Genomic DNA, 21282 nt, shown 5'->3' with positions numbered 1-21282 from the left:
CATCGCGCGGCCCGGCCAACGCACGGAGGCAGCATGCACCTGGACATCTTTTCCGACCCGATCTGCCCCTGGTGCCTGATCGGCAAGCGGCGCCTCGAACGCGCGCTGGCGGAGCGCCCGGAGCCCGAGTTGACGATCCGTTGGCGAGCCTTCCAGCTCAACCCGGACATGCCGCGCGCGGGCATGGACCGCACGGACTACGTGGTCCGCAAGTTCGGCAGCATGGACAACGCCAATCGTGTCTACGACGCCGTAAAGGCTGCGGCCGCCGAGGAGGGCATTCCGCTCGCGCTCGACCGCATTCAGCGCACGCCCAACACGCTGCCCGCGCACCAGCTGATCCACCTCGCCGGGGAGCGAGGCGTGCAGGACACGGTCGTGGAGGATCTCTTCCAGGCCTACTTCATGCGCGGCGAGGACGTCGGCGAGCAGGACGTGTTGCTGGCCGCGGCGCGGCGGGCTGGCATGGACGAGGATGTGGTTCGGGACGCGTTGGATCGGGAAAACGCGCTCGAGATCGTGCAGGCCGAGGACCAGGAAGCGCGCTCGGCCGGTATCCAGGGCATCCCCACCTTCATCCTCAATGGCGAATACGCGCTGTCCGGCGCGCAGGAGCCCAAGGTCCTCCACAACCTCTTCGACGTCGGTCGCACGGGCTCCACGGAAGGCGTAGCCGCGTCGTAAACGCCTTGGCCGGCGGCGCGGGCGATGCTGCCATGGCGGTGCCATGCCGGATGATCTCCCTGCCCGGCTGACGGGGCTTGCCACGACCGTTCCGCCGCACGTGCTCGACCAGGCGGCCGTGCGCGCGGCGGCTGCCGAGATGCTTGCCGGCGGCGCGGCCGATACGGACCGCTTGCTCACGGTTTTCGACAGCGCGGGGATCGAGCGCCGTTTCGCCACGCGCCCGCTGAATGTCCTGCGCCAACCGAGCGGCTGGCGCGAGCGCAGTGCGCACTACGAAGCAGCGGCGCTGGCGCTGATCGAGACGGCGGCGAAGCGGGCCCTGGCGGACGCCGGCCTTGGGGCGGGCGAGATCGACGCCATCGCCGTCGTGTCCACCACGGGCATCGCCACCCCCAGCCTGGACGCGCGGCTGATGAACCGCCTGGCGTTCCGGCCCGATGTCGAGTGTCTACCCGTCTTCGGGCTGGGGTGCGCCGGCGGCGTGCTGGGACTCGGCCGCGCCGCGGCGCTCGCCCGGGCGGTGCCGGCCCGGCGCGTGCTGCTGCTGGTGGTGGAGCTGTGCACGCACACCTTCCGCCCCGACGACGCCAGCAAGAGCAACCTCGTGGCGGCGGCGCTGTTCGGCGACGGCGCGGCGGGCGCGGTGGTGAGCACGCACCCGGACGATGCCGGGCCCGCGATCACCGGCTGGGGCGAGCACACCTGGCCGGACAGCCTGGACGTCATGGGCTGGCGCGTGGCGGACGACGGGCTGGCCGTGGTCTTCGACCGCGCCATCCCGTCCTTCGTTCGCAGCGATTTCGGCCCGGTGCTCGATGCTTTCCTGGCGCGGAACGGCTTGGCGCGGGGCGACCTGGCCGGGCTGGCGTGCCATCCCGGTGGCCGGAAGGTGATCGAGGCCCTGGAAGCGGTGCTCGGCGTGACGCCGGGCGGAATGACGGCGGCGCGCGAGGTGTTGCGCCAGCACGGCAACATGTCCGCGCCAACGGCCCTTTTCGTGCTGCGTGACCTCATCACCCACGGACCACCCGACGGACCCATCCTCGCCAGCGCCCTCGGCCCCGGTTTCACCGCTGGGTTCGCCCTGCTCCACCCGGAGAGCGCGGCGTGATCGGGCTGGCGCAGGCGGTGGCCGGGCTCGTCGCGGTCCAGCGCCTCGCCGAGCTGGCGTACAGCCGCGCCAACGAACGTCGTCTCCGCCACCAGGGCGGGCGCGAGCACGGCGCCGGCCACTATCCGCTGCTGGTGGGGCTGCACGCGGCGTGGCTGGCGGCGATCGCGGTCACGGTCCCACCGGACGCGCCCGTCTCGATTCCACTGCTGGCGGTGTTCGTAGCGCTCCAGGGCGCGCGCGTGTGGATCATCGCCAGCCTGGGGGCGCGCTGGACGACTCGTGTGCTTGTCGTGCCGGGGGAAAAGCTGGTCAGCCGCGGCGCGTACCGCTGGCTGCGGCACCCGAACTACGCGGTCGTGGCGGCGGAAATCGCGGTGCTGCCGGCCGCCTTCAATGCCTGGGAAATCGCTATCCCGTTCGGGATTGCCAATCTCGCCGTGCTCGGTTGGCGCATCCGTGTCGAAGAGAACGCGTTACAGCGGTAACGGGGAAGGATAACGGGAACAGGGAAGGAAAGTGGTGCGGCTGGGGAGACTCGAACTCCCACGGGCTTACGCCCACATGCACCTGAAGCATGCGCGTCTACCAATTCCGCCACAGCCGCACGGGCGGTATGTCGTCGCTCTTTCCTTCGTCACCCGGCGAGTGGTGCGGCTGGCAGGACTTGAACCTGCACGGGGTTACCCCCACAGCGCCCTCAACGCTGCGCGTCTACCAGTTCCGCCACAGCCGCACCGGTATTCGGCACAACGGTGAAGGTCGGCCGTGCCGCCATTTCACCTCTCGCCGTGCACCGGGCGATGTAAGGAAAGGCGTCGTTTTGTGCAAGGGCCTTCCGCCCCCTGCCGAGACGGGCATGTATCGCACCGCGCGCCGGGGATCAAGGGGGCGTGGGCGCTTGCCGTGCGCGGTTCGCCGTGCTTCCGTCCGGGGGCGACACACAAACCCTTGGAGTTGTCATGCGCACGGGCATCATTGCCCTCGCCTTCGTGGTCGTGCTCGGCGCCGTTTCCGCCCTGGTGGCCGATTCCTGGCTCGCCATGGGAGGCGTCAGCATGGGGTGGACCGGGATCGTGGCGATGATCGTCGGGATTCTGCTGACGCTCGGCCTAGGAATCGGCCTCATGGCCCTGTCTTTCTATTCGAATCGCAGCGGCCACGACGCCGAGGTGGACGCCTATCATCGCGAGCAGGGCGGCCCGGTGCGTCCCGATCAGCGCGATTCGTAAGCGCGTGGGGCGGGCCGCGTGACCGATTCCGGGTGCGCAAGCGGCCACCCGATTCCCGCTGTGGCCGTGCCCAGGGCGGTGGCGCAGCACTGGCTGTGGCACGACGTGCTGGCGCCGTATCTGCGCCGGGTTCCGCCGGACGATCCGGCGCCTGACGGCCGAATCACGAACGGTGTTGACCCTCCGCCGGACGCGCCGGCGATTTCCCTGGCGGCGCTCGCGCATCCGCCTACGCGCGACGCTTTCCTGTCGGCCGTGTTCGCCAACCGGCGCCTGCGCGCTGCCCGGATCGAGCGCCAAGCCGACCTTCAGGCGCTGCACGCGCGCGAGAAGTACCTGATCATGGCGCACGCGCCGGAAACCTATCGCCGCGTCGGCAAGCTGATCGCCGGCCCGGCCGAAGCCCCGTTGTCGGCGCTGGCGGAGCGGTACTGCCAGGCCGTCTGGGGGGGTCTCCTGGTCCCGGCGCGCCGCGGCCGGCACGCAAGCGCGCTGGAGCACATGGCGGGCTACTTCAAACGCGGCCTGCCCGAGCCGGCACGGGCGCGCATGCACGCCGCCATCGCCGACTTCCGCGCCGGCCTGGCACCCCTGACCGACCCCCTGGCGCGGATTCGAGGGGCGGCGGCGACCACGGGAATGGTCTACATCGCTCAGCAGACCTATCTGGCGCCCTACCCCATTCCGCTGATGCTGCGCACGTGGCTTTAAAGCGAGCGGCCGAAGCGCCCGGCCACGAAGCGCACGACGGCGTAGACCGCGAGTCCGGCGAGTACGACCAGGGCAATCACGGCAAGGATCTTCAGGATCTCCCACCCGAGCAGCACGGGCCAGAATGCCATGACGACGTAGACGAATGCCTCGTTCCAGGCGACGTCGCCGTAGGCGATCAGGTGAAACGCCAAGCCGGTGGCGGCATAGAACAGCAACGCCACCAACGCCCCGATGCCGCGCGGGTCCAGCATGCCCGACCTGTCCTCCTCGTCGCGCTTGTGAGCCGGTTTGTGCCAGACCGTCGCGGCTTTCGCGATCCCTCGCGGGCGGCGCGCGCATGCTTCCACGCGCCGCACCCCCGCGAAGCGCCAGGGAATGTGACCCGTACCACCCTTGATCGAGCATCCCGTCGTGGCGTTTCATCCCCCAATCGCGTGACCAAGGGGGTGTGGGTGGCGCGCTTCAGGACGACTCCTCGGATCGGACCCGGCACGGCGGTGCTGGTTGCCTTTTTGGCCGGGCTCGCCGGCTGCACGGTGCCGGAAGACGCCGAAGAGCGCCGCACCTTGCCGGCGGACGCCATTGCGACGGACACCGCCGACAAGGCCGCGGATGCCGGTCAGGCCGCCGAGGGCGAGGACCTCGGCGACGACACGGAAACCGAAACCCTGGAGGAGCCGGAAGTCTATACCGGCTCCGGCGAGTTCGTGGGCGAGACGCGCACGCGTGCCGAAGCCGGGCAGACGGCTGGCGGCTACACGCTCAACTTCGTCGGGGCGGACCTGCGTGAGGTCGTCGACGCCGTGCTCGGCGAAGCGCTTGGTGTGAATTACAGCATTCACAGCGATGTCGGCGGCGCCGTGACGGCGCGCACCACACGCCCGCTGACTCGCGAGCAGGTCGTCCCGGCGCTCGAGGACGTGCTGGCGATGAACGGCGCCGCGGTCGTCGAGAAAGGCGGCATGTATCACATCGTGCCGCTGGAAGACGCGCGGGTACCTCCGCCCATCGGGCCGGGCGACACGGGTGCGTCCAGCTACGGCACGCACATCATCCCCGTGAACTACGTCTCCGCCGCCGCGCTGAAGGACAATCTCGACGAATTCGTCACCCCTGGCCGGACGCTGCGCGTGGACCGCGCGCGCAACCTGCTGCTCTTCGTGGGGCCCGGCAGCGAAGCCGGCGATCTCGCGGAGATGGTCGATCTTTTCGACGTGGACTGGATGAAGGGCAAGTCCTTCGCGCTGCTGCCGCTGGACAGCGCCGCGCCCAAGCGCGTCGTCACCGAGCTGCGCTCGGTCTTCGGCCGGCAGCAGGGCAGCGACGGCACGGATGTGCTGCAGGACGTGATCCGCTTCATGCCGATCCAGCGCATGAACGCGGTGCTCGTCATCACCAAACAGCGCGGCTACCTGGAGCGCGCGCGCACCTGGGTCGAGCGGCTGGACCGGGGCGTGGCCCAGCAGGAACGCAAGCTCTTCGTCTACGACGTGGACAATGCCCGCGCCCAGGATCTCGCCCGCGTGCTCGGGCAGATGTTCAGCGTGCAGGTGTCCAGCGGCTCGCGGCAGCAGCAGGGAACCGTCGCGCCGGGCCGGCAGTCCGTCTCGCTGTCCAGCCGCGGCAATCAGAGCGGAACCGGAACCGGCACCACCGGTTCGGGAAGCGGCGCCGGCACCAGAGGCAACAATTCCAGCACCGCGAACACGAACGGTTCGGACAGCGGTTCCACGACCGGCACGGGCACCAGCGGGACCGGCGACAGCTCGCTCGGCGGCGCCGATGGCGGCGGGGGCAGTGCATTCGGCGGCCGGCAGCGCGGCGGTCAGGTCACCGCCCAGGGCGGCCCGCCCGTCCAGCTCGGCAATGGGCGACAGCCCCGGATCATCGCGGACACGCGCAACAACGCCCTGCTCGTTCTGGCCACGGGCGAGCAGTACCAGATGATCCGCTCCACGCTGGACCGACTGGATCAGGTACCGTTGCAGGTGGTGATCGAAGCGACGATCGCCGAGGTTCGGCTCGAAGACGAGCTGCAGTACGGACTGCGCTTCTTCTTCGAGGACGACTCCGGCAGCACCACCGGCAACGTCACCTTCAGCGACCTGAGCAGCGGCGGGGTCGCGCAGAGCTTCCCGGGCTTCTCCTTCCTGCTCGAGAGCGGGGACACGCGCAGCGTTCTCAACGCCTTGAGCGACGTGAGCGATGTCAACGTCATCTCCTCGCCGCACCTGATGGTGCTGAACAACCAGTCGGCCCGCATCCAGGTCGGCGACGAGGTGCCCGTCGCCACGCGCAGCGCCCAGTCCACGACCGACCCGGACGCGCCCGTGGTCAATCAGATCGAGTTCCGCAATACCGGCACCATCCTGGAAGTCAGCCCGCATGTGAACGAAAGCGGGCTGGTGACGCTGGATATCCGGCAGGAGGTGTCGGATGTCACGCAGACAACCACGTCCGGCCTGAACTCGCCGACCATCCAGCAGCGCGAGATCACCAGCAACGTCGCGGTGCAGAGCGGTCAGACGATCGCGCTCGGCGGCCTGATCGAGGACAGCCGGGACCGCAGCGAAGTCGGCGTGCCGCTGCTCAAGGACATCCCGTACGTCGGCAACGCCTTCAAGAATGTCACGGTGACGAAGAGCCGAACCGAGCTGCTGGTGCTGCTGACGCCGCGGGTCGTCCACGATCAGCAGGAAGCCGACCAAGTTACGCGCGAACTCCGGCGGCGTCTGGAGGGCGTGAAGATGTTCAGGAAAAAAGCCCCGAACCAGGGGACGCCGTCCGACGCCGCGAGCCAATCCGGCGCGAGCAGCACCCAGCAGCCGTAGGGCGCGCCCGGCGTTTGCCTGCGTTGACGCCCTGCGCGCCCGCGCGTGATCCTTCCGCCCGGCCAAGGAGACGGGAGCACGCCATGCAGGTTCTTTCCGCCGCCGTGGTGGACGCGGCGCTCACCTACGACGCCCTCGTGCCCGCGCTGCGGAACGCCTTCCAGGGCGACGCCAGCGCGCCGCCGCGCCATCATCACGGCATCCCGGTGCCCGGTGGGACGGAGGCGACGCTTTTGCTGATGCCCGCGTGGGAGCAGGGCACGTACGTGGGCGTGAAGGTGGCCACGGTCTTCCCCGACAACCCCGGCCGGAACCTGCCCTCCGTCCAGGCGACCTACCTGTTGCACGACGGCGCCACGGGCACGCCCGTGTGCCAGCTTGCGGGCCAGCCCATGACCAACCGGCGCACCGCGGGCGCATCGGCGCTGGCCGCCGACTACCTCGCCCGCGACGATGCTTCGCGGCTGCTCATGGTGGGCACAGGGGCCATGGCGCCGGAGCTGGTCGACGCCCACGCCAGCGTCCGTCCCATCCGCGAGGTGCGCGTCTGGGGCCGCACCCCGGAAAAATCCCGGCGCCTCGCCGCGGAGCTGAGCGCGCGGGGCTATGCGGCGGAGGCCGTGGAAACCCTGGACGCCGAGACCGTCGGCTGGGCGGACGTGGTCAGTTGCGCCACGATGGCCGTCGAGCCGCCGCTGCACGGCGAGTGGCTGCGCCCCGGTCAGCACGTCGATCTCGTCGGCGCGTTCAAGCCCACGATGCGGGAAACCGACGACCGTGCGGTGCAGCGGGCGCGCGTCTTCTGCGACACCTACGACGGCGCGCTGAGCGAGGGCGGCGACCTGGTTCAGCCGCTACAGGACGGTGTCATCACGCGCCACGACGTGCTCGCCGACCTCTACATGCTGACGCGCGGGCAGCACCCCGGCCGGCGCAGCGGCGAGGAGATCACGCTGTTCAAGTCCGTCGGGACGGCGCTCGAGGACCTTGCTGCCGCCGTGCTCGCCTACGAGCGCGCCGGCGAGGGCTGAGCCATGCGCGTGGCCGTGGTCGGCGCGGGCATCGTCGGGCTGTCGGCGGCGCGCACTCTTGCCGCGGCCGGTCACAGCGTGACGGTGTTCGAGCAGGGGCCGGTGCCCAATCCCCTCGCCTCCTCCGTCGACCGCAGCCGCCTGATCCGCCACGCCTACGCGGACCTCCCCGGCTACGCGGCGATGGTGGACGATGCCTACGCGGCCTGGGAGCGGCTTTGGGCCGATTTGGGCGTGCGCCACCACGTGGAGATGGGGACGCTGCTGTTGGCCCGGCCCGGCTCGAGCTGGGCGACGGACTGCGCCGAAACGCTCGCGTGGCTCAACCGCCCCGCGATGCCGCTCTCGCTGGACAAGGCGGCGGCGCGCTACCCTCCCCTGTCGCTCGACGGAGTCGGCGAGGCGTATCTCGCCGATACCGGCGGCGTGCTGCACGCGGAACGCATCGTCCGCGATCTGGGCCATCACGTGGCGCGGCTTGGCGGAACGGTGCGCGCGGAAACGCCTGTCGCCCGCGCGGACCCCGAAGCCGGCACGGTGATCCTGGCCGACGGCACGCGGCACGAAGCCGACTGGGTGCTGGTGGCGGCCGGCCCCTGGACGGGCCGACTGGCGCCCGAGCTGGCCGATCGCGTCACGCCCTCTCGCCAGCTCGTCTGCACCCTGGATCTGCCGGCGGATCAACGCCCCGCCTGGGACGGCATGCCCATCGTGCTGGACATCGGGCCGGAATCGGGGACGTACGCGGTGCCGCCGGTCCTCGGCGAGCCGCTGAAGGTGGGCGACCACAGCTTCACGCTGGAAGGCGAGCCGGACCGCGACCGCGAGCCCACGCGGGCCGAGCTGACCGCGCTGATCGAGCACGTCCGTGCCCGCGTGCCGGGTGTCGCCGATTGCGGCGTTCGGGAGGGGCGTACCTGCTTCTACACCGTGGCGCCCGACTCGCGCTTCATCGCCGAGCCTGCGGCCAGAGGCCTCGTGTTGGCCGGGTTTTCCGGGCACGGTTTCAAGTTCGGCCCGCTCATCGGAGAGCGCCTGCGGGCCGTCGCCGACGGCGACTACGCGGCGGGTGCGTTCGCCACCTGGCTTGCGGGCCATGCGCCCGACACACCGATGTGAAACTCGCATCCCGGCGGTGCCCGGAACGCCGCCGGCAGCACCGCCGAGTGCGGAAATCCGAAGCTATTGGGCGGTGTAGCCGCCGTCGATCACCAGCTCGGTGCCGGTGACGAACTTCGATTCGTCCGAGGCGAGGTAGAGCACGCCGTAGGCGATGTCGTACGGCTCGCCCAAGTGGCCCAGCGCGTGCTTGGACTCCAGGTCCTTCTTGGCCTCGTCCGGATCGTCCTGCGACTTGACGAAGCCCCGCACCATCTTCGTCCAGATGAAGCCCGGATGGACGGTGTTCACGCGGATGCCCAGGCCCTGTTGCGCGCAGTGCAGGGCCGACGACTTGGACAGCCCGATCACACCCGACTTGCTGGCGTTGTAGGCGGTCAGGCGCGAGTCGCCCACGAGGCCCTCGATCGAGGACATGTTGACGATCGAGCCGCCGCCGCTCTCCTTCATGGCCTGGATGGCGTAGCGCGTGCCCAGGAAAACGCCGTCCAGGTTGGCGTTCATGACGAAGCGCCAGTCCTCGAGCGTCGTCTCCTCGACGTTCTTGGGAATGCCGACGCCGGCGTTGTTCACCAGGATGTCCAGCCGTCCGTGATCGGTGAGCACCTTGTCCATCAGCGCTTGCCAGTCCGACTCGCTGGACACGTCGGCCTCGACGAACGTGGTGCCGCGGCCGATGCGCTGGGCCACCTCCTGACCCTTGTCGGCCTTGATGTCGGTGATGACGACGGTCGCGCCTTCGCTGGCGAGCAGCTCCGCGGTCGCCTCGCCGATCCCGGTGCCGCCGCCGGTGACGATGGCGACCTTGTCCTGAACCCGTGCCATGAATCCTCCTCTCGCTGGCGACCACCGCGAGCCACACGGCCGCGCGCGGTCCCGTCATTGAGCCTGTGGTGCGATGCCTCCCCGCAGCAGGACGCGCGCGGTTCCCGGCCGCGCATCCGGTTGCGGCCCGCAAGCCTCTCTGGCGATCGACACGGCACACCGCCGCGGTCCGGCGCAGCCAAACCACCGCATGCCGTTAAAAGCGCACGACCCACCGCGCCGCCGCGGCGGCCGTGGCCGTGTTCAACCCTGTGGTCGTCTTGGGGGATCTGCGACGAGAGAGACGGGCGACGGGACGCGGTTCACCACGTGCGAAGCGAGAGCCGGCTGTTCCACCGGCCCGGGTGCGTGTCCGCCGCGGCACGCCGGCACGTCCCGGATCGGCGAGCTGCGCCCAGCCCGCTCGTTCCGGCCGGTCCGTTGTGCACCGCGTCCAACCCATCGTGCGCCTGCTCGACCCCTTCTGGTGCCATCGCAGGAACACGCGGACGGTATTCCCTGGTTCGACAGCACTTTTTGCAGCGCACCCAATACCACGGAAGAGAGCCCGTGTGAATGCTGCACTGCAATAACATAATCGAGGTCAAGCTGTGATCGCGCGACGCTTGCTTCAGGATGCGTCAGCTTGGGCGGCACCTGAGGTTTTCGTGTCGGGCCGGGCGGTTTGCTCGCCCGACGCTGGGCCGCCAGCGGGTTCGGTGCATTCGAGGCCCGATTCAACGGCCAGCTTCGTCAGCTTGGCGGCCTCGTCCAGATAGGCCTGGAGGAACCGCTGCGTGAAGTCGAGCTGGATGTAAAAGAGGTTCATGGGGTTCCGGCACGAACAGATCTGGTCGAACGTTTCCAGATCGGTGCGCCAGCGATCGCCCGTGAAGTCCGTCAATTCGCGGCTGATTCGCGACACGCCGTCCAGCCACGCGGCGCCGATTCGGCCGTTGGTTTCCAGCGCCTTCTGCACGGAGGACGCGACATCGGTTTCGATTGTGCTGGCGTCGCTCAAATGTGCTTGCGGATCGTGTTGCGCCATCGTGTCACCTCGCTGGCTCGCCGCGGAACACCCGTCCACGCTGACAGTAAATGAGCTCCGTCCGCCGCGGGCATTGATTTGCATCAAAACTAAGCCCGGGCCGGTACGCTCCAAGGGGGCTGGGCCAGGAAAAGCCGCTCCGATCTTCCGGCGGCGTGGCGCCGTCAGGAGGCGAGTCGGCGCATCCCAACGTTCTTGGACTGGTAGTAGTTGGCGAGCGCCTCCTGGCCCTTCTCGCGGCCGAAGCCGGACTTGCCCATGCCGCCGAAGGGCGTTTCCACCCCGCCCACGTACCAGTCGTTGACGTAGACCTGCCCGGCCACGAGGCGCTCGGCCGCCCAGGTGGCGCGGTCGAGGTCGCCGGTGAACACGCCGGCGGCGAGGCCGTATTTCGTGCCGTTGGCGATGCGGATGGCCTCATCCGGCTCGTTGTAGGTCATCACCGACAGAACCGGCCCGAACACCTCCTCCTGCGCGATGCGCATCTCCGGGTCGACGTCGGCGTAGACCGTGGGCGGCATGAAGTGGCCCGCCCGGTCCGCCAGGCGGCGGCCGCCCGTGACCTCGCGCGCGCCCTGCTGCGCCGCGGACAGGCAGTGGCCCTCGACCTCGGCCAGATGCTCGCCGGAAATCAGCGGGGTCACGCCGTTGTCCTCGATGCCGGGACCGATGCTCAGCCCCTCGCTCATGGCCTTGATGCGGTCGATAACCTCGTCGCGGATCTGCCGCGGCACGAGCAGGCGCGACATGGCGTTGCAGACCTGGCCCGAGTTCATCGTGATGCCCCAGCTCGTGCTGGTGGTCAGGTTGTCCAGGTCGGCGTCCGGGAAGACGATGCCGGCGGACTTGCCGCCCAGCTCCATGACGGTGGGCACGACGGTGTCGGCCGCCGCGCGCATGATGGCCTGCCCCGTCTCGACGGAGCCCGTGAACACGATCTGGTTGACGTCCGGGTGCGCGGACAGCGCGGCGCCCGCGTCCTCGCCGTAGCCGCAGACGATGTTCACCGCGCCCGTGGGCACGCCCAGCTCCGCGCACGCCTCGGCGATGAAGGTGACCGCGAGCGGATCCTGTTCCGGGGACTTGATGACGCAGGCATTGCCGGCCGCCAGCGCGGGCGCCAGCGAGCGCGCCGCCATCTCCAGCGGGAAGTTCCAGGGCACGATGTGGGCGGAAACGCCGTAGGGCACCGGGATGGTGTAGTCCACATAGCCGTTGCCCAGCGGGATGTAGCGGCCCTCGATCTTGTCGGCGAGTCCGCCGTAATACTCGAAGTAGCGGGCGGCGCCGTCGACCTCGCCGCGTGCGAGCGAGAGGCTCTTGCCGCTGTCCAGGCAGACGACGCGGGCAATTTCCTCGCGCCGGCGGCGCAGGACGCGGCCGATGTCCGTGACCACGCGGGCACGCTCGGCCGGGTGCATGTCCTGAAGCACGCGGCTGTCGGTGCACGCACGAGCCGCCTGCACGGCCTGGTCGACGACCTCGGGCGTGGCGCGCGCGATGTCCGCCAGGCGCTCACCGGTGGCGGGATTTTCCACGGGAATGCGGGCGCCGTCCGGGCCGTCACGCCATTCACCGGCGATGTGGTTCTGCCAGACGGGCTTGAGCTCAGCGTCAGCGGTCATGGGTCTCCCCTCGCCTTCGGGCAGCCGTGTGGTTCGCGTCGGGCGGAAGCCCGCACGCTCGCGGCCCGAATTGCAAGAGGCTGGCGCAGCACATCGGCGTTGCGATGAGGCGGACCGGCGAGCGCGGTGCCTGGCCCGAACGCTCAGGGTTCGTGGACGTAGGTGCCGGGTGCGTCGGCGATCGGCGGATAGCCTTCGGCCGGGGCGCCCATGGCCGGCGGTTTGCTCCAGCCGCTGGACCGCGCCAGCAGCCAGTCCCGCCAAGCCGGCCACCAGGAGCCGTCGTGGCGCTCGGCCTGCTCGCGCCAGCCGTCCGGCTCCAGATAGGACGCGTGCGCGGGCCGTGTGGCGATGCTGTACGACCGGCGCGGGTGCCCGGGTTCGCTGACGATGGCGCCGTTGTGGCCGCCGCTGCTGAGGACGAAGGTGACCGGCGTGTCTGCCAACAGGTGCAGCTTGTAGACGGACCGCCAGGGGGCGATGTGATCCTTTTCGCTGGCGACCGCGAAGATGGGCGGGTCGATGTTGGTCATCGTCACTGCCCCGCCCTCGATCGTGTAGCGGCCCTCCGCGAAGGCGTTCTGCAGGTAGAACGTGCGCAGATATTCCGAGTGCATGCGGTACGGCAGCCGGGTGCCGTCGGCGTTCCAGGCCATGAGGTCGATCATGCGCTCGCGCTCGCCCATGAAGTACGCGCGGACGAAATGCGACCAGACCAGGTCGTTGGAGCGCAGCAGCTGGAACGCGCCCTTCATCTGCTTGGGGTCCAGGTAGCCCTGGTCCCACATCATGTCCTCGAGGAAGGACACCTGGCTCTCGTCGACGAAGAGGCCGAGTTCACCAGGGTTGGTGAAGTCCGTCTGCGCGGCAAAGAGCGTTAGCGAGGCGAAGGGCTCCTCGCCGTCGCGGCCCATGTGGGCGGCGGCCGTGGCCAGCAGCGTGCCGCCGATGCAATAGCCGACGGCGTGAATCTGCCGCTCCGGCACGATCGTCTGCATGGCCTTCAGGGCTTCGAGAAGGCCGAGCGTGCGGTAGTCGTCGAAGCCGATGTTCCAGTCGTCTTTCGTTGGGTTCTTCCAGGAAATGCAAAAGACGGTGAATCCCTGGGCGACGAGCCACCGGATCAGCGAGTTGTGGGGCGAGAGGTCGAGCACGTAGTACTTCATGATCCAGGCCGGGACGATCAGCACGGGCTCCGTCGCCACGGAGTCCGTTTGCGGCGTGTACTGGATCAGTTCCATCAATGCGTTGCGGAAAACGACCTTGCCGGGCGTGACGGCGAGGTCGCGGCCGATCTCGTACGTCTCCGCCCCCACCGGCGGTTCGCCGGCGAGATAGCGGTTCACGTCCTCCAGGAGGTTCAGGTGGCCGTGGACGAAGTTCGTGCCGCCGTCCCGCACGGTCTTCTCGATCACTTCCGGGTTGGTGGCCGGAAAGTTGCCGGGTTGCACCACGTCCAGCAGCTGCCGCGTGGCGAACTCGACGATGTCCTCGTGGTGCTGGCGTACGCCGCGCACCTCGGTGCTGGCGTTGTGCCACCACTGCTGCGTGAGCAGGAACGCCTGGTGGATCGCGTTGAAGGGAAAGACCTGCCAGGCATCTGCCTCGAAACGCCTGTCCTGGGACAGCGGTTCGATGCAGCGGGGGCATTCGTGACCGCCCGGCGCGTGCGGCAGCCACGCCGCGTAGCGCACGCTCTTGCGGTGCGCTTTGTGCAGCAGTTGCAGCTGCTTGCCGGGCGCAGTGGCGAGATGCGCCCACCAGTCGGCGTACGCCTGCGCCAGCGCCGCCGGGGAGACGCCGCCCGTCATCCGCCCAAGCATCGCCCGCGTCAGGCGGTCGAAAGTAATCAGGTGCTGAGGTTCGTCAGGGGGAAGCGGATCAGGGATGCCGCTCGCGGGCTCCCGCTCCCCAGCCGAGGTGTGGCCCCCGCGATCCCCGGAATTGCTGGTTTCACCAGCGGCTGCCCACGCCGGGGCGTCCCACGAGTCGTCTCCCACGGACATGCCGCGCCATCCTCGCGCCGGCCGGCACGGAACCGTCGTCGTGGCCCCATGCGGTCACCGCATGACGGCGGATCGGCGCGGGAGCGGCATTAACACGCGTCAACGTGACACGGCCGCGTGCGGATAACAGCGGAGTTAGAGCAGATCGCCGTAAAGTGGAATCACTCGCGTGATTCCACTTGCTCGTGCGTGAATCTGCTCGCGCTGGAAAACAAGAACCTAGCGTGAGGGTTCAAGCTTTCTCGGCAAATATGATGTCACGCACGATGCTCTAAAACGGGATGTCGTCGTCCATGTCGTCGCCGCCGCCGGGCCCCGGCGCGGGCTCGCTGGTGTCCATGGCGCCCACGCGCTCCTGGCGCTCGCCGCCCGGTGCGGGGGCGCCGCCGCCACCACCGCCTTGGCGGCCGTCCAGCATCGTCAGCACGCCCTGGAAGCGCTGCAGCACGACCTCGGTGGTGTAGCGGTCCTGGCCGTCCTGACCCTGCCACTTGCGCGTCTGCAGCTTGCCCTCGACGTAGACCTTGGAGCCCTTGCGCAGGTAACGTTCGGCCAGATCGACGAGCTTGTCGTCGAACAGCACCACGCGGTGCCATTCGGTGCGCTCGCGCCGTTCCCCGCTCTGCTTGTCGGTCCACTGCTCGGACGTGGCGACGGACATGTTGGCGAGGCGCTGGCCGTTGGCGGTCTGGCGCACCTCGGGATCGCGGCCCAGGTTGCCGACGAGGATGACTTTGTTGACGGTGCCGGCCATAAACTCAGATGTCCTTCTCGGCGCTTGGCGACGGTGAATCGATGCCGCGCAAGCCTAGCGGCGGCGGCCCGCTTGGGCCATATCCTTTGTCCACGTGCCTCACCCACCCGCGGGACAGCGGAACGCAATGACCGCATCCACTGGAACGACTGCCGAGGGCGCCGACGCCACCGGCGCCCAGCCCGACGCGCCCGTGCTGCATGTTCGCGGTGCGCGCGAGCACAACCTCCGCAACGTCGAGGTGGTGCTGCCCCGGAACAAGATGATCGTGTTCACTGGTGTCAGCGGCTCGGGCAAGTCCTCGCTGGCCTTCGACACGATCTACGCGGAGGGCCAGCGGCGCTACGTGGAGTCCCTCTCCGCCTACGCGCGGCAGTTCCTGGAGCTGACGCAGAAGCCGGACGTGGATTCCATCGAAGGGCTGTCGCCCGCGATCTCCATCGAGCAGAAGGCGGCGTCGAAGAACCCGCGCTCCACCGTGGGCACGGTCACGGAAATCTACGACTACATGCGCCTGCTCTGGGCGCGCGTGGGCACGCCCTATTCCCCCTACACGGGCGAACCGATCGAGAGCCAGACCGTGAGCCAGATGGTGGACCGCGTGATGGCGATGCCCGAGCGCACGCGGCTCTACCTCATGGCGCCGATCGTTCGCGGCCGGTTCGGCGAGTACAAGAAGGAGCTTGCCGACCTGCAGAAGCGCGGCTTCCAGCGCGTGAAGATCGACGGCGAAGTCCATGAGCTGGACGACGTTCCGGCGTTGGACAAGAAAAAGAAGCACGACATCGAGGTGGTCGTCGACCGCGTCGTCGTGCGCGAGGGCATGGAAAAGCGCCTCGCGGACTCCTTCGAAACCGCGCTGCAACTCGGCGACGACCTTGCCTTCACTGAGAACGCGGACACCGGCGAGCGCACCACCTTCTCTGCCAAGTTCGCCTGCCCGGTTTCCGGCTTCACGCTGCCGGAGATCGAGCCGCGCATGTTCTCCTTCAACAACCCCTTCGGCGCGTGTCCGAGCTGCGACGGCCTGGGCGCCACGCTGAGCATCGATCCGGCGCTTGTGGTGGACGAGCGCAAATCCCTGCGCGACGGCGCGATCGTGCCGTGGGCGGGCTCCGCCTCGCCCTTCTACAAGCAGACGTTGGACAGCCTGGCACGGCATTTCGGCGTGTCGGTGAAGACGCCGTGGCAGGACCTGCCGGAGCAGGTGCGCATCGCCATCCTCTACGGCTCGGGCGAGGAGCAGATCACGCTGCGCTACGACGACGGCCTGCGGAACTACGAGACCAAGCGGGCCTTCGAGGGGATCGTTCCGAACCTGGAACGGCGCTACCGCGAAACCGACAGCGACGCCGTGCGCGAGGACATCGGCCGTTACATGGCGAGCACCCCGTGCGAGTCGTGCCACGGCCACCGCCTCAAGCCCGAGTCCCTGTGCGTGAAGATCAAGGGCGAGCACATCGGCCACGTCGCCGAGCGCGCCATCGGCGAGCTTGGCGGCTGGTTCGACGGCGTGCTGGATCACCTGCGCCCGCGCGACGTCGAGATCGCCCGGCGCATCGTGAAGGAGATCCGCGAGCGCCTGACCTTCCTCAGCGACGTGGGCCTGGAATACCTCACGCTCTCGCGCGCCTCGGCGACGCTGTCGGGCGGCGAAAGCCAGCGCATCCGCCTCGCCTCGCAGATCGGGTCCGGGCTGACGGGCGTGCTCTACGTCCTCGACGAGCCGAGCATCGGCCTGCACCAGCGCGACAACGACCGGCTGCTGGGAACGCTCGAACGTCTGCGCGATCTGGGGAACACCGTGGTCGTCGTGGAGCACGACGAGGAGTTCATCCGCGCCGCCGACCACGTCGTGGACATGGGCCCCGGCGCGGGCGTGCAGGGCGGTCACGTCGTCGCCCAGGGCACGCCCACCCAGGTCATGCAGAGCACCGAGAGCCTGACCGCGCAGTACCTCACCGGGTTCCAGCAGATTTCCCTGCCCGGCAAGCGGCGCAAGGGCCGTCCGGGCGGCGAGCGGCTGCGGGTCGTGGGCGCGCGCGAGCACAACCTCCACAACGTCACGGCGGACGTTCCGCTGGGCACCTTCACGGCCGTCACGGGTGTCTCCGGCTCGGGCAAGTCGTCCCTGATCAACGACACCCTCTACCGCGCGCTGGCGCGGCAGGTTATGGGCGCCCGCGCCGCCCCGGGCGAGCACGACCGCGTCGAGGGCATGGAGCTGCTGGACAAGGTCATCGACATCGACCAGTCGCCCATCGGCCGCACGCCGCGCTCCAACCCCGCCACCTACACGGGCGCCTTCACGCCCATCCGCGAGTGGTTCGCCGGCCTGCCGGAAGCTCAGGCGCGCGGCTACAAGGCGGGACGCTTCTCCTTCAACGTGAAGGGCGGGCGCTGCGAGGCCTGCCAGGGCGACGGCCTCATCAAGATCGAGATGCACTTCCTGCCCGACGTTCACGTCGTCTGCGACGAATGCAAGGGCAAGCGCTACAACCGCGAAACCCTGGAGGTCACCTTCCGCGGCAAGTCCATCGCCGACGTGCTGGAGATGACGGTGGACGAGGGCGTGGAGTTCTTCCAGGCGGTCCCGGCGATCCGCAACAAGCTGCAAACGCTGCAACAGGTGGGTCTGGGCTACATCAAGGTCGGTCAGCCGGCGACGACGCTGTCCGGCGGCGAGGCCCAGCGTGTCAAGCTGGCGCGCGAGCTGTCCAAGCGGGCCACGGGGCGGACGCTCTACATCCTGGACGAGCCCACCACCGGCCTGCACTTCGACGACGTGCGCAAGCTGCTGCACGTCCTTCACGCGCTGGTGGATCAGGGCAACACCGTGGTCGTGATCGAGCACAACCTGGAGGTCATCAAGACCGCCGACTGGCTGCTCGACCTCGGCCCCGAGGGCGGCGACAAGGGCGGCCGGATCGTCGCCGCCGGCTCGCCGGAGGACGTCGCGGCCGTGCCGGAGAGCCACACGGGCCGCTATCTCGCCAGCTATCTGCACAGCCACCACGGCGCCGCCCGCAAGCGCGCCTAGGGCATGATGAGGTAGGGCTGCATCAATCCGGGCTCTAAGTCATGCCCGCACACGAATGCCATCGGGGGCGATGAGGCTCGTAGGATTGTTCTTCGACGTTTCATCGCGCCCTGAATCGCTCCTTGTTCGCCCCCGGGCGCACGGCTATCTGCGAGGCCATGAGCATGAACCCGGTCCACATCATCGGCGGCGGCCTGGCCGGCAGCGAAGCGGCGTGGCAGCTCGCCCGGCGCGGCGTTCCCGTCGTGCTGCACGAAATGCGTCCCGAGCACACGACGAACGCGCACGAAACGGATCAGCTCGCCGAGCTGGTGTGCTCCAACTCGCTGCGCTCGGACGATGCCACGAACAACGCCGTGGGCGTGCTGCACGAGGAGATGCGGCGCTGCGGCAGCCTCGTTATGGCCGCGGCGGACGACGCCAAGCTGCCCGCGGGCGGCGCGCTGGCCGTCGACCGGCACCGCTTCGCCGGCGCGATCACCGAAGCCATCGACCACGAGCCGCTGATCGAGGTGCGGCGCGAGGCCGTGGACGGCATGCCACCCGAGGACTGGGACAACGTCATCGTCGCGACGGGCCCCCTCACCTCGCCCGGCCTGACCGAAGCGATCCAGGACCTGACCGGTGAGGGCTATCTGTCCTTCTTCGATGCCATCGCGCCCATCGTCTACAAGGACAGCATCAACTTCGACATCGCCTGGTTCCAGTCGCGCTACGACAAGCCGGGTCCCGGCGGCGGCACGGGGGACTACATCAACTGCCCGCTGGACCAGGAAACTTACGAAGCCTTCATCACGGCGATGCTCGAAGCGGAGCAGACCCAGTTCAAGACCTGGGAGACCGAGACGCCCTACTTCGAGGGCTGCCTGCCCGCCGAGGTCATGGCCGAGCGCGGCATCGAAACCCTGCGCTTCGGGCCAATGAAGCCGGTGGGGCTGACGGACCCGCGCACGGGCGAACGCCCCTATGCCGTGGTGCAGCTGCGTCAGGACAACGCGCTGGGCACGCTCTACAACCTGGTCGGTTTCCAGACGAAGATCCGCAAGAAGCAGCAGGTCGAGGTCTTCCGCATGATCCCGGGCCTGGAGAACGCGGAGTTCGCGCGCCTGGGCGGCCTGCACCGCAACACCTTCATCAACTCGCCCAAGCTGCTCGACGGCTTGCTGCGGCTGAAGGCCTGCCCGCGCCTGCGCTTCGCGGGGCAGATCACGGGCGTCGAGGGCTACGTGGAGAGCGCCGCCATCGGCCTGCTCACCGGCCGCTTCGCGGCGTCGGAGCGTCGCGGCGAAGCTGTCGCGCCGCCGCCCGACACCACGACCCTGGGCGCGCTGCTCAACCACATCACGGGCGGGGCGAGCGACGACACCTTCCAGCCCATGAACATCAACTTCGGGCTGTTGCCGCCGATCAAGCAGGACAACGGCAAGCCGGTGAAGCGCAAGGAGCGCAAACCAGCTCAGTCCGCCCGCGCCCTGCGCGACATCGATGCCTGGCTGAACACAGAGCCGACGCCCGAAGCGGCGGCCTGATCCGGGTCAGAACCGGCCGCGCGCCGCGGCCCAGGCGAGGCGCATGGGCCGGCCCGGCTGCGGGCGCTGGACCTCGGGGGCGAAGGGATCGTGCTCGTGGCGCTTGAGCAGCGCCAGGTAGCGCCGCGCCAGCGTCGCCGGGAGCAGCGCCGGCACCGCGTCGCGCGGCACGCGGCGGCGCAGGGCTTCCGCTTCGCGCAGGTGATCTTCGGCCCGCTCGGTCACTTGGCGCACGACCGGCTGCACTTCCGCCGGCTCGCGCAGCTCGAAGAGGTCGTGGACGTCCAGCCCGGCCTGCCACGTCAGGTTCCCCGGCAGCATCAGGCGGCGCTGTGCGGCGTGGAAGGGCACCGCGCGCGCGATCCCCGTCAGCGCCCAGGCCACGCCCACGTGCCGGCCCGCGCGCATGCTGGCGTCGTCGTGCGCGCCCAGCACCTCAAGCGCGAGCTGCACGAGCGTGGCGGAGGTTTCCTCGGCGTAGCGCGTCAGGTGGTCCAGGGTTTCCGGCGGATCGTCGTCCAGGTCGGTTTCGCGCGCGTCCAGCAGCCGCTCGAAGGCTTGGCGCGTCAGGCCGTGGCGCTGCACCGCGCCGGCCAGCGCTTCGGCGACCTCGTGTTTCCGCGGCTCGCCCGCGTAGAGGTCGTCCAGCCCCTCGCGCCACCACTGGATGCGGATCTGTCCGGCCATGGGCTCGGTGACGATCTCCGCCACCTTGGCGATCTCGTGGTTGAAGGCGTAGAGCGCGAACAGATCCTCGCGCGCGGCCGCCGGCGCGAAGAGGCAGGTGAGGTAGCGGTCGTGGTCGAAGCGGCGGACCTGCTCGCCGCAATACGACAGGCGGGGATCGGAACTGGCGGTCATGGCGACCCGTATATGGCGTCGGGATGGCCGGGCGTGAACCCGTGCGCCGCAGTTTCAGGGGGGTCGGCGCCGGGCTCGCTTCACCTGGGAGAAACGCCCCTTGGAACGGCCTGCACCCGCGATCGATCTTTCGAATTGTCCACAGCAGAGGATGGTGCCCCCCGGTTAACAGCCGCCCATGACTGCCTATTTTGGGGGTGGCTGCTGTCACAACAGCCGAGCGGACACCGGAACGCGTGTGAAACACCAAGAAGGAGGGCATCGCCATGGCCTTCGCGCTTCCCGACCTGCCGTACCACTACGACGCGCTTGAGCCGTACATGTCGGCCGAGACGCTGCAGTTCCACCACGATAAGCACCACAACGGTTACGTCACGACGCTGAACAGCCTCATCGAGGGCACGGACCTGGAGAACGCCGAGCTGGAGGATATTGTCCGCCAGACCTACACCGACAGCAACCGTGCCAAGATCTTCAACATGGCCTCGCAGCACTGGAACCACACGCTGTTCTGGCCGTGCATGCGTCAGAATGGCGGCGCCGAGAACCTGGGCGTGCCGGGCGAGTTGAAGCAGGCCATCGAGGGCGCCTTCGGCAGCTGGGAGCAGTTCCGCGAGACCTTCGTGACCACCGCCGCCGGGCAATTCGGCAGCGGCTGGGCCTGGCTGGTCCAGGAGCACGGCCAGCTCCGCATCACCTCCACGCCCAACGGCGTGAACCCGCTGTGCTTCGACGGCCAGCACGCCCTGCTCGGCTGCGACGTCTGGGAGCACAGCTACTACCTGGACTACCGCAACCGCCGTCCGGACTACGTGCGCGCCTTCATCGACCATCTGGTCGACTGGGAGTACGTGGCCAGCCGGATGCAGGGCTGAGCGGTTCCCAGGCGG

At 69.1% G+C, this 21282-nt stretch carries 18 protein-coding genes and 2 tRNA genes; 11 read left to right on the top strand and 9 right to left on the bottom strand.

Annotation, left to right across the window (positions count from 1 at the left end; genetic code table 11):
* Positions 1-33 precede the first annotated feature (33 nt).
* The 3 genes from BLQ43_RS03985 to BLQ43_RS03975 are packed head-to-tail and all read left to right on the top strand — an operon-like array spanning position 34 to position 2286.
* Positions 34-684, top strand: a complete 651-nt coding sequence (locus BLQ43_RS03985; RefSeq protein ID WP_090018834.1) for a DsbA family oxidoreductase — start codon at positions 34-36, stop codon at positions 682-684.
* Positions 685-727: 43 nt separating this feature from the next.
* Positions 728-1798 (top strand): type III polyketide synthase, encoded by a 1071-nt coding sequence (locus tag BLQ43_RS03980; protein ID WP_090018833.1) that lies wholly within the window; start codon positions 728-730, stop codon positions 1796-1798.
* The gene (locus BLQ43_RS03975) at positions 1795-2286 is read left to right on the top strand and encodes an isoprenylcysteine carboxyl methyltransferase family protein (protein ID WP_245659439.1); all 492 of its coding nucleotides are present in this window, start codon (positions 1795-1797) and stop codon (positions 2284-2286) included. The genes BLQ43_RS03980 and BLQ43_RS03975 overlap by 4 nt, the downstream gene beginning before the upstream one ends.
* Before the next feature lie 32 nt (positions 2287-2318).
* On the opposite strand, the gene BLQ43_RS03970 is transcribed toward BLQ43_RS03975, so the two are convergent.
* Both BLQ43_RS03970 and BLQ43_RS03965 read right to left on the bottom strand, forming a co-directional pair.
* A tRNA-Leu gene (locus BLQ43_RS03970) sits at positions 2319-2405 on the bottom strand.
* A gap of 42 nt (positions 2406-2447) precedes the next feature.
* A tRNA-Leu gene (locus BLQ43_RS03965) sits at positions 2448-2534 on the bottom strand.
* Between the two features lie 226 nt (positions 2535-2760).
* Between BLQ43_RS03965 and BLQ43_RS03960 the strand changes: the two genes are divergently transcribed.
* Complete coding sequence (locus tag BLQ43_RS03960; protein ID WP_090018832.1) at positions 2761-3030, top strand: hypothetical protein; 270 nt, start codon at positions 2761-2763, stop codon at positions 3028-3030.
* A gap of 18 nt (positions 3031-3048) precedes the next feature.
* Positions 3049-3741: a DUF1722 domain-containing protein gene (locus tag BLQ43_RS03955; RefSeq protein ID WP_143006146.1), complete on the top strand. Its 693-nt coding sequence runs from the start codon at positions 3049-3051 to the stop codon at positions 3739-3741.
* Here the strand turns inward: BLQ43_RS03955 and BLQ43_RS14260 are convergent.
* The gene (locus tag BLQ43_RS14260) at positions 3738-3995 is read right to left on the bottom strand and encodes a hypothetical protein (protein ID WP_143006145.1); all 258 of its coding nucleotides are present in this window, start codon (positions 3993-3995) and stop codon (positions 3738-3740) included. The genes BLQ43_RS03955 and BLQ43_RS14260 overlap by 4 nt on opposite strands.
* 246 nt (positions 3996-4241) lie before the next feature.
* On the opposite strand from BLQ43_RS14260, the gene gspD reads away from it, so the two are divergent.
* The 3 genes from gspD to BLQ43_RS03940 all read left to right on the top strand — a co-directional run bounded on the left by gspD (position 4242) and on the right by BLQ43_RS03940 (position 8725).
* Positions 4242-6575, top strand: coding sequence for a type II secretion system secretin GspD (gene gspD / locus BLQ43_RS03950; protein WP_143006144.1), 2334 nt, complete (start codon positions 4242-4244; stop codon positions 6573-6575).
* 83 nt (positions 6576-6658) lie between these two features.
* Positions 6659-7606 (top strand): bifunctional Delta(1)-pyrroline-2-carboxylate/Delta(1)-piperideine-2-carboxylate reductase, encoded by a 948-nt coding sequence (gene lhpI / locus BLQ43_RS03945; protein WP_090018829.1) that lies wholly within the window; start codon positions 6659-6661, stop codon positions 7604-7606.
* Positions 7607-7609: 3 nt separating this feature from the next.
* A complete protein-coding gene (locus BLQ43_RS03940) occupies positions 7610-8725 on the top strand; it encodes an NAD(P)/FAD-dependent oxidoreductase (protein ID WP_090018828.1) in 1116 nt (371 codons plus the stop codon).
* Between the two features lie 63 nt (positions 8726-8788).
* Here BLQ43_RS03940 and BLQ43_RS03935 read toward each other — a convergent pair whose 3' ends face one another.
* The 5 genes from BLQ43_RS03935 to ssb all read right to left on the bottom strand — a co-directional run bounded on the left by BLQ43_RS03935 (position 8789) and on the right by ssb (position 14962).
* Positions 8789-9550 (bottom strand): glucose 1-dehydrogenase, encoded by a 762-nt coding sequence (locus BLQ43_RS03935; RefSeq protein WP_090018827.1) that lies wholly within the window; start codon positions 9548-9550, stop codon positions 8789-8791.
* Positions 9551-10160: 610 nt separating this feature from the next.
* Entirely contained in the window at positions 10161-10577 is a 417-nt protein-coding gene (locus BLQ43_RS03930) for a phasin family protein (RefSeq protein WP_176758503.1), read from the bottom strand.
* 164 nt (positions 10578-10741) lie between these two features.
* Positions 10742-12202, bottom strand: a complete 1461-nt coding sequence (locus tag BLQ43_RS03925) for an aldehyde dehydrogenase family protein (protein WP_090018825.1) — start codon at positions 12200-12202, stop codon at positions 10742-10744.
* Between the two features lie 143 nt (positions 12203-12345).
* On the bottom strand, positions 12346-14208 hold the full coding sequence (locus tag BLQ43_RS03920; RefSeq protein ID WP_090018824.1) for a PHA/PHB synthase family protein: 1863 nt from the start codon (positions 14206-14208) through the stop codon (positions 12346-12348).
* Positions 14209-14479: 271 nt separating this feature from the next.
* Positions 14480-14962 carry a single-stranded DNA-binding protein gene (ssb, locus tag BLQ43_RS03915; protein WP_090018823.1) on the bottom strand — a complete coding sequence of 161 codons (483 nt, stop codon included), beginning with the start codon at positions 14960-14962 and terminating at the stop codon, positions 14480-14482.
* A gap of 127 nt (positions 14963-15089) precedes the next feature.
* Between ssb and uvrA the strand changes: the two genes are divergently transcribed.
* Together uvrA and trmFO are read left to right on the top strand one after the other, a co-directional pair.
* Positions 15090-18002 (top strand): excinuclease ABC subunit UvrA, encoded by a 2913-nt coding sequence (gene uvrA, locus BLQ43_RS03910; RefSeq protein WP_090018822.1) that lies wholly within the window; start codon positions 15090-15092, stop codon positions 18000-18002.
* A gap of 158 nt (positions 18003-18160) precedes the next feature.
* Positions 18161-19531: a methylenetetrahydrofolate--tRNA-(uracil(54)-C(5))-methyltransferase (FADH(2)-oxidizing) TrmFO gene (gene trmFO, locus BLQ43_RS03905; protein ID WP_090018821.1), complete on the top strand. Its 1371-nt coding sequence runs from the start codon at positions 18161-18163 to the stop codon at positions 19529-19531.
* A 6-nt stretch (positions 19532-19537) separates the two neighbouring features.
* On the opposite strand, the gene BLQ43_RS03900 is transcribed toward trmFO, so the two are convergent.
* Positions 19538-20392: a phytoene/squalene synthase family protein gene (locus BLQ43_RS03900; RefSeq protein ID WP_090018820.1), complete on the bottom strand. Its 855-nt coding sequence runs from the start codon at positions 20390-20392 to the stop codon at positions 19538-19540.
* Between the two features lie 266 nt (positions 20393-20658).
* On the opposite strand from BLQ43_RS03900, the gene BLQ43_RS03895 reads away from it, so the two are divergent.
* Positions 20659-21267 carry a superoxide dismutase gene (locus BLQ43_RS03895; protein WP_090018819.1) on the top strand — a complete coding sequence of 203 codons (609 nt, stop codon included), beginning with the start codon at positions 20659-20661 and terminating at the stop codon, positions 21265-21267.
* The last annotated feature ends 15 nt before the right edge of the window (positions 21268-21282 follow it).

Source organism: Limimonas halophila, from assembly GCF_900100655.1.
In the GTDB taxonomy this organism is placed as follows: Bacteria; Pseudomonadota; Alphaproteobacteria; order Kiloniellales; family Rhodovibrionaceae; genus Limimonas; species Limimonas halophila.
This window is presented reverse-complemented; position numbering and strand designations above follow the sequence as displayed.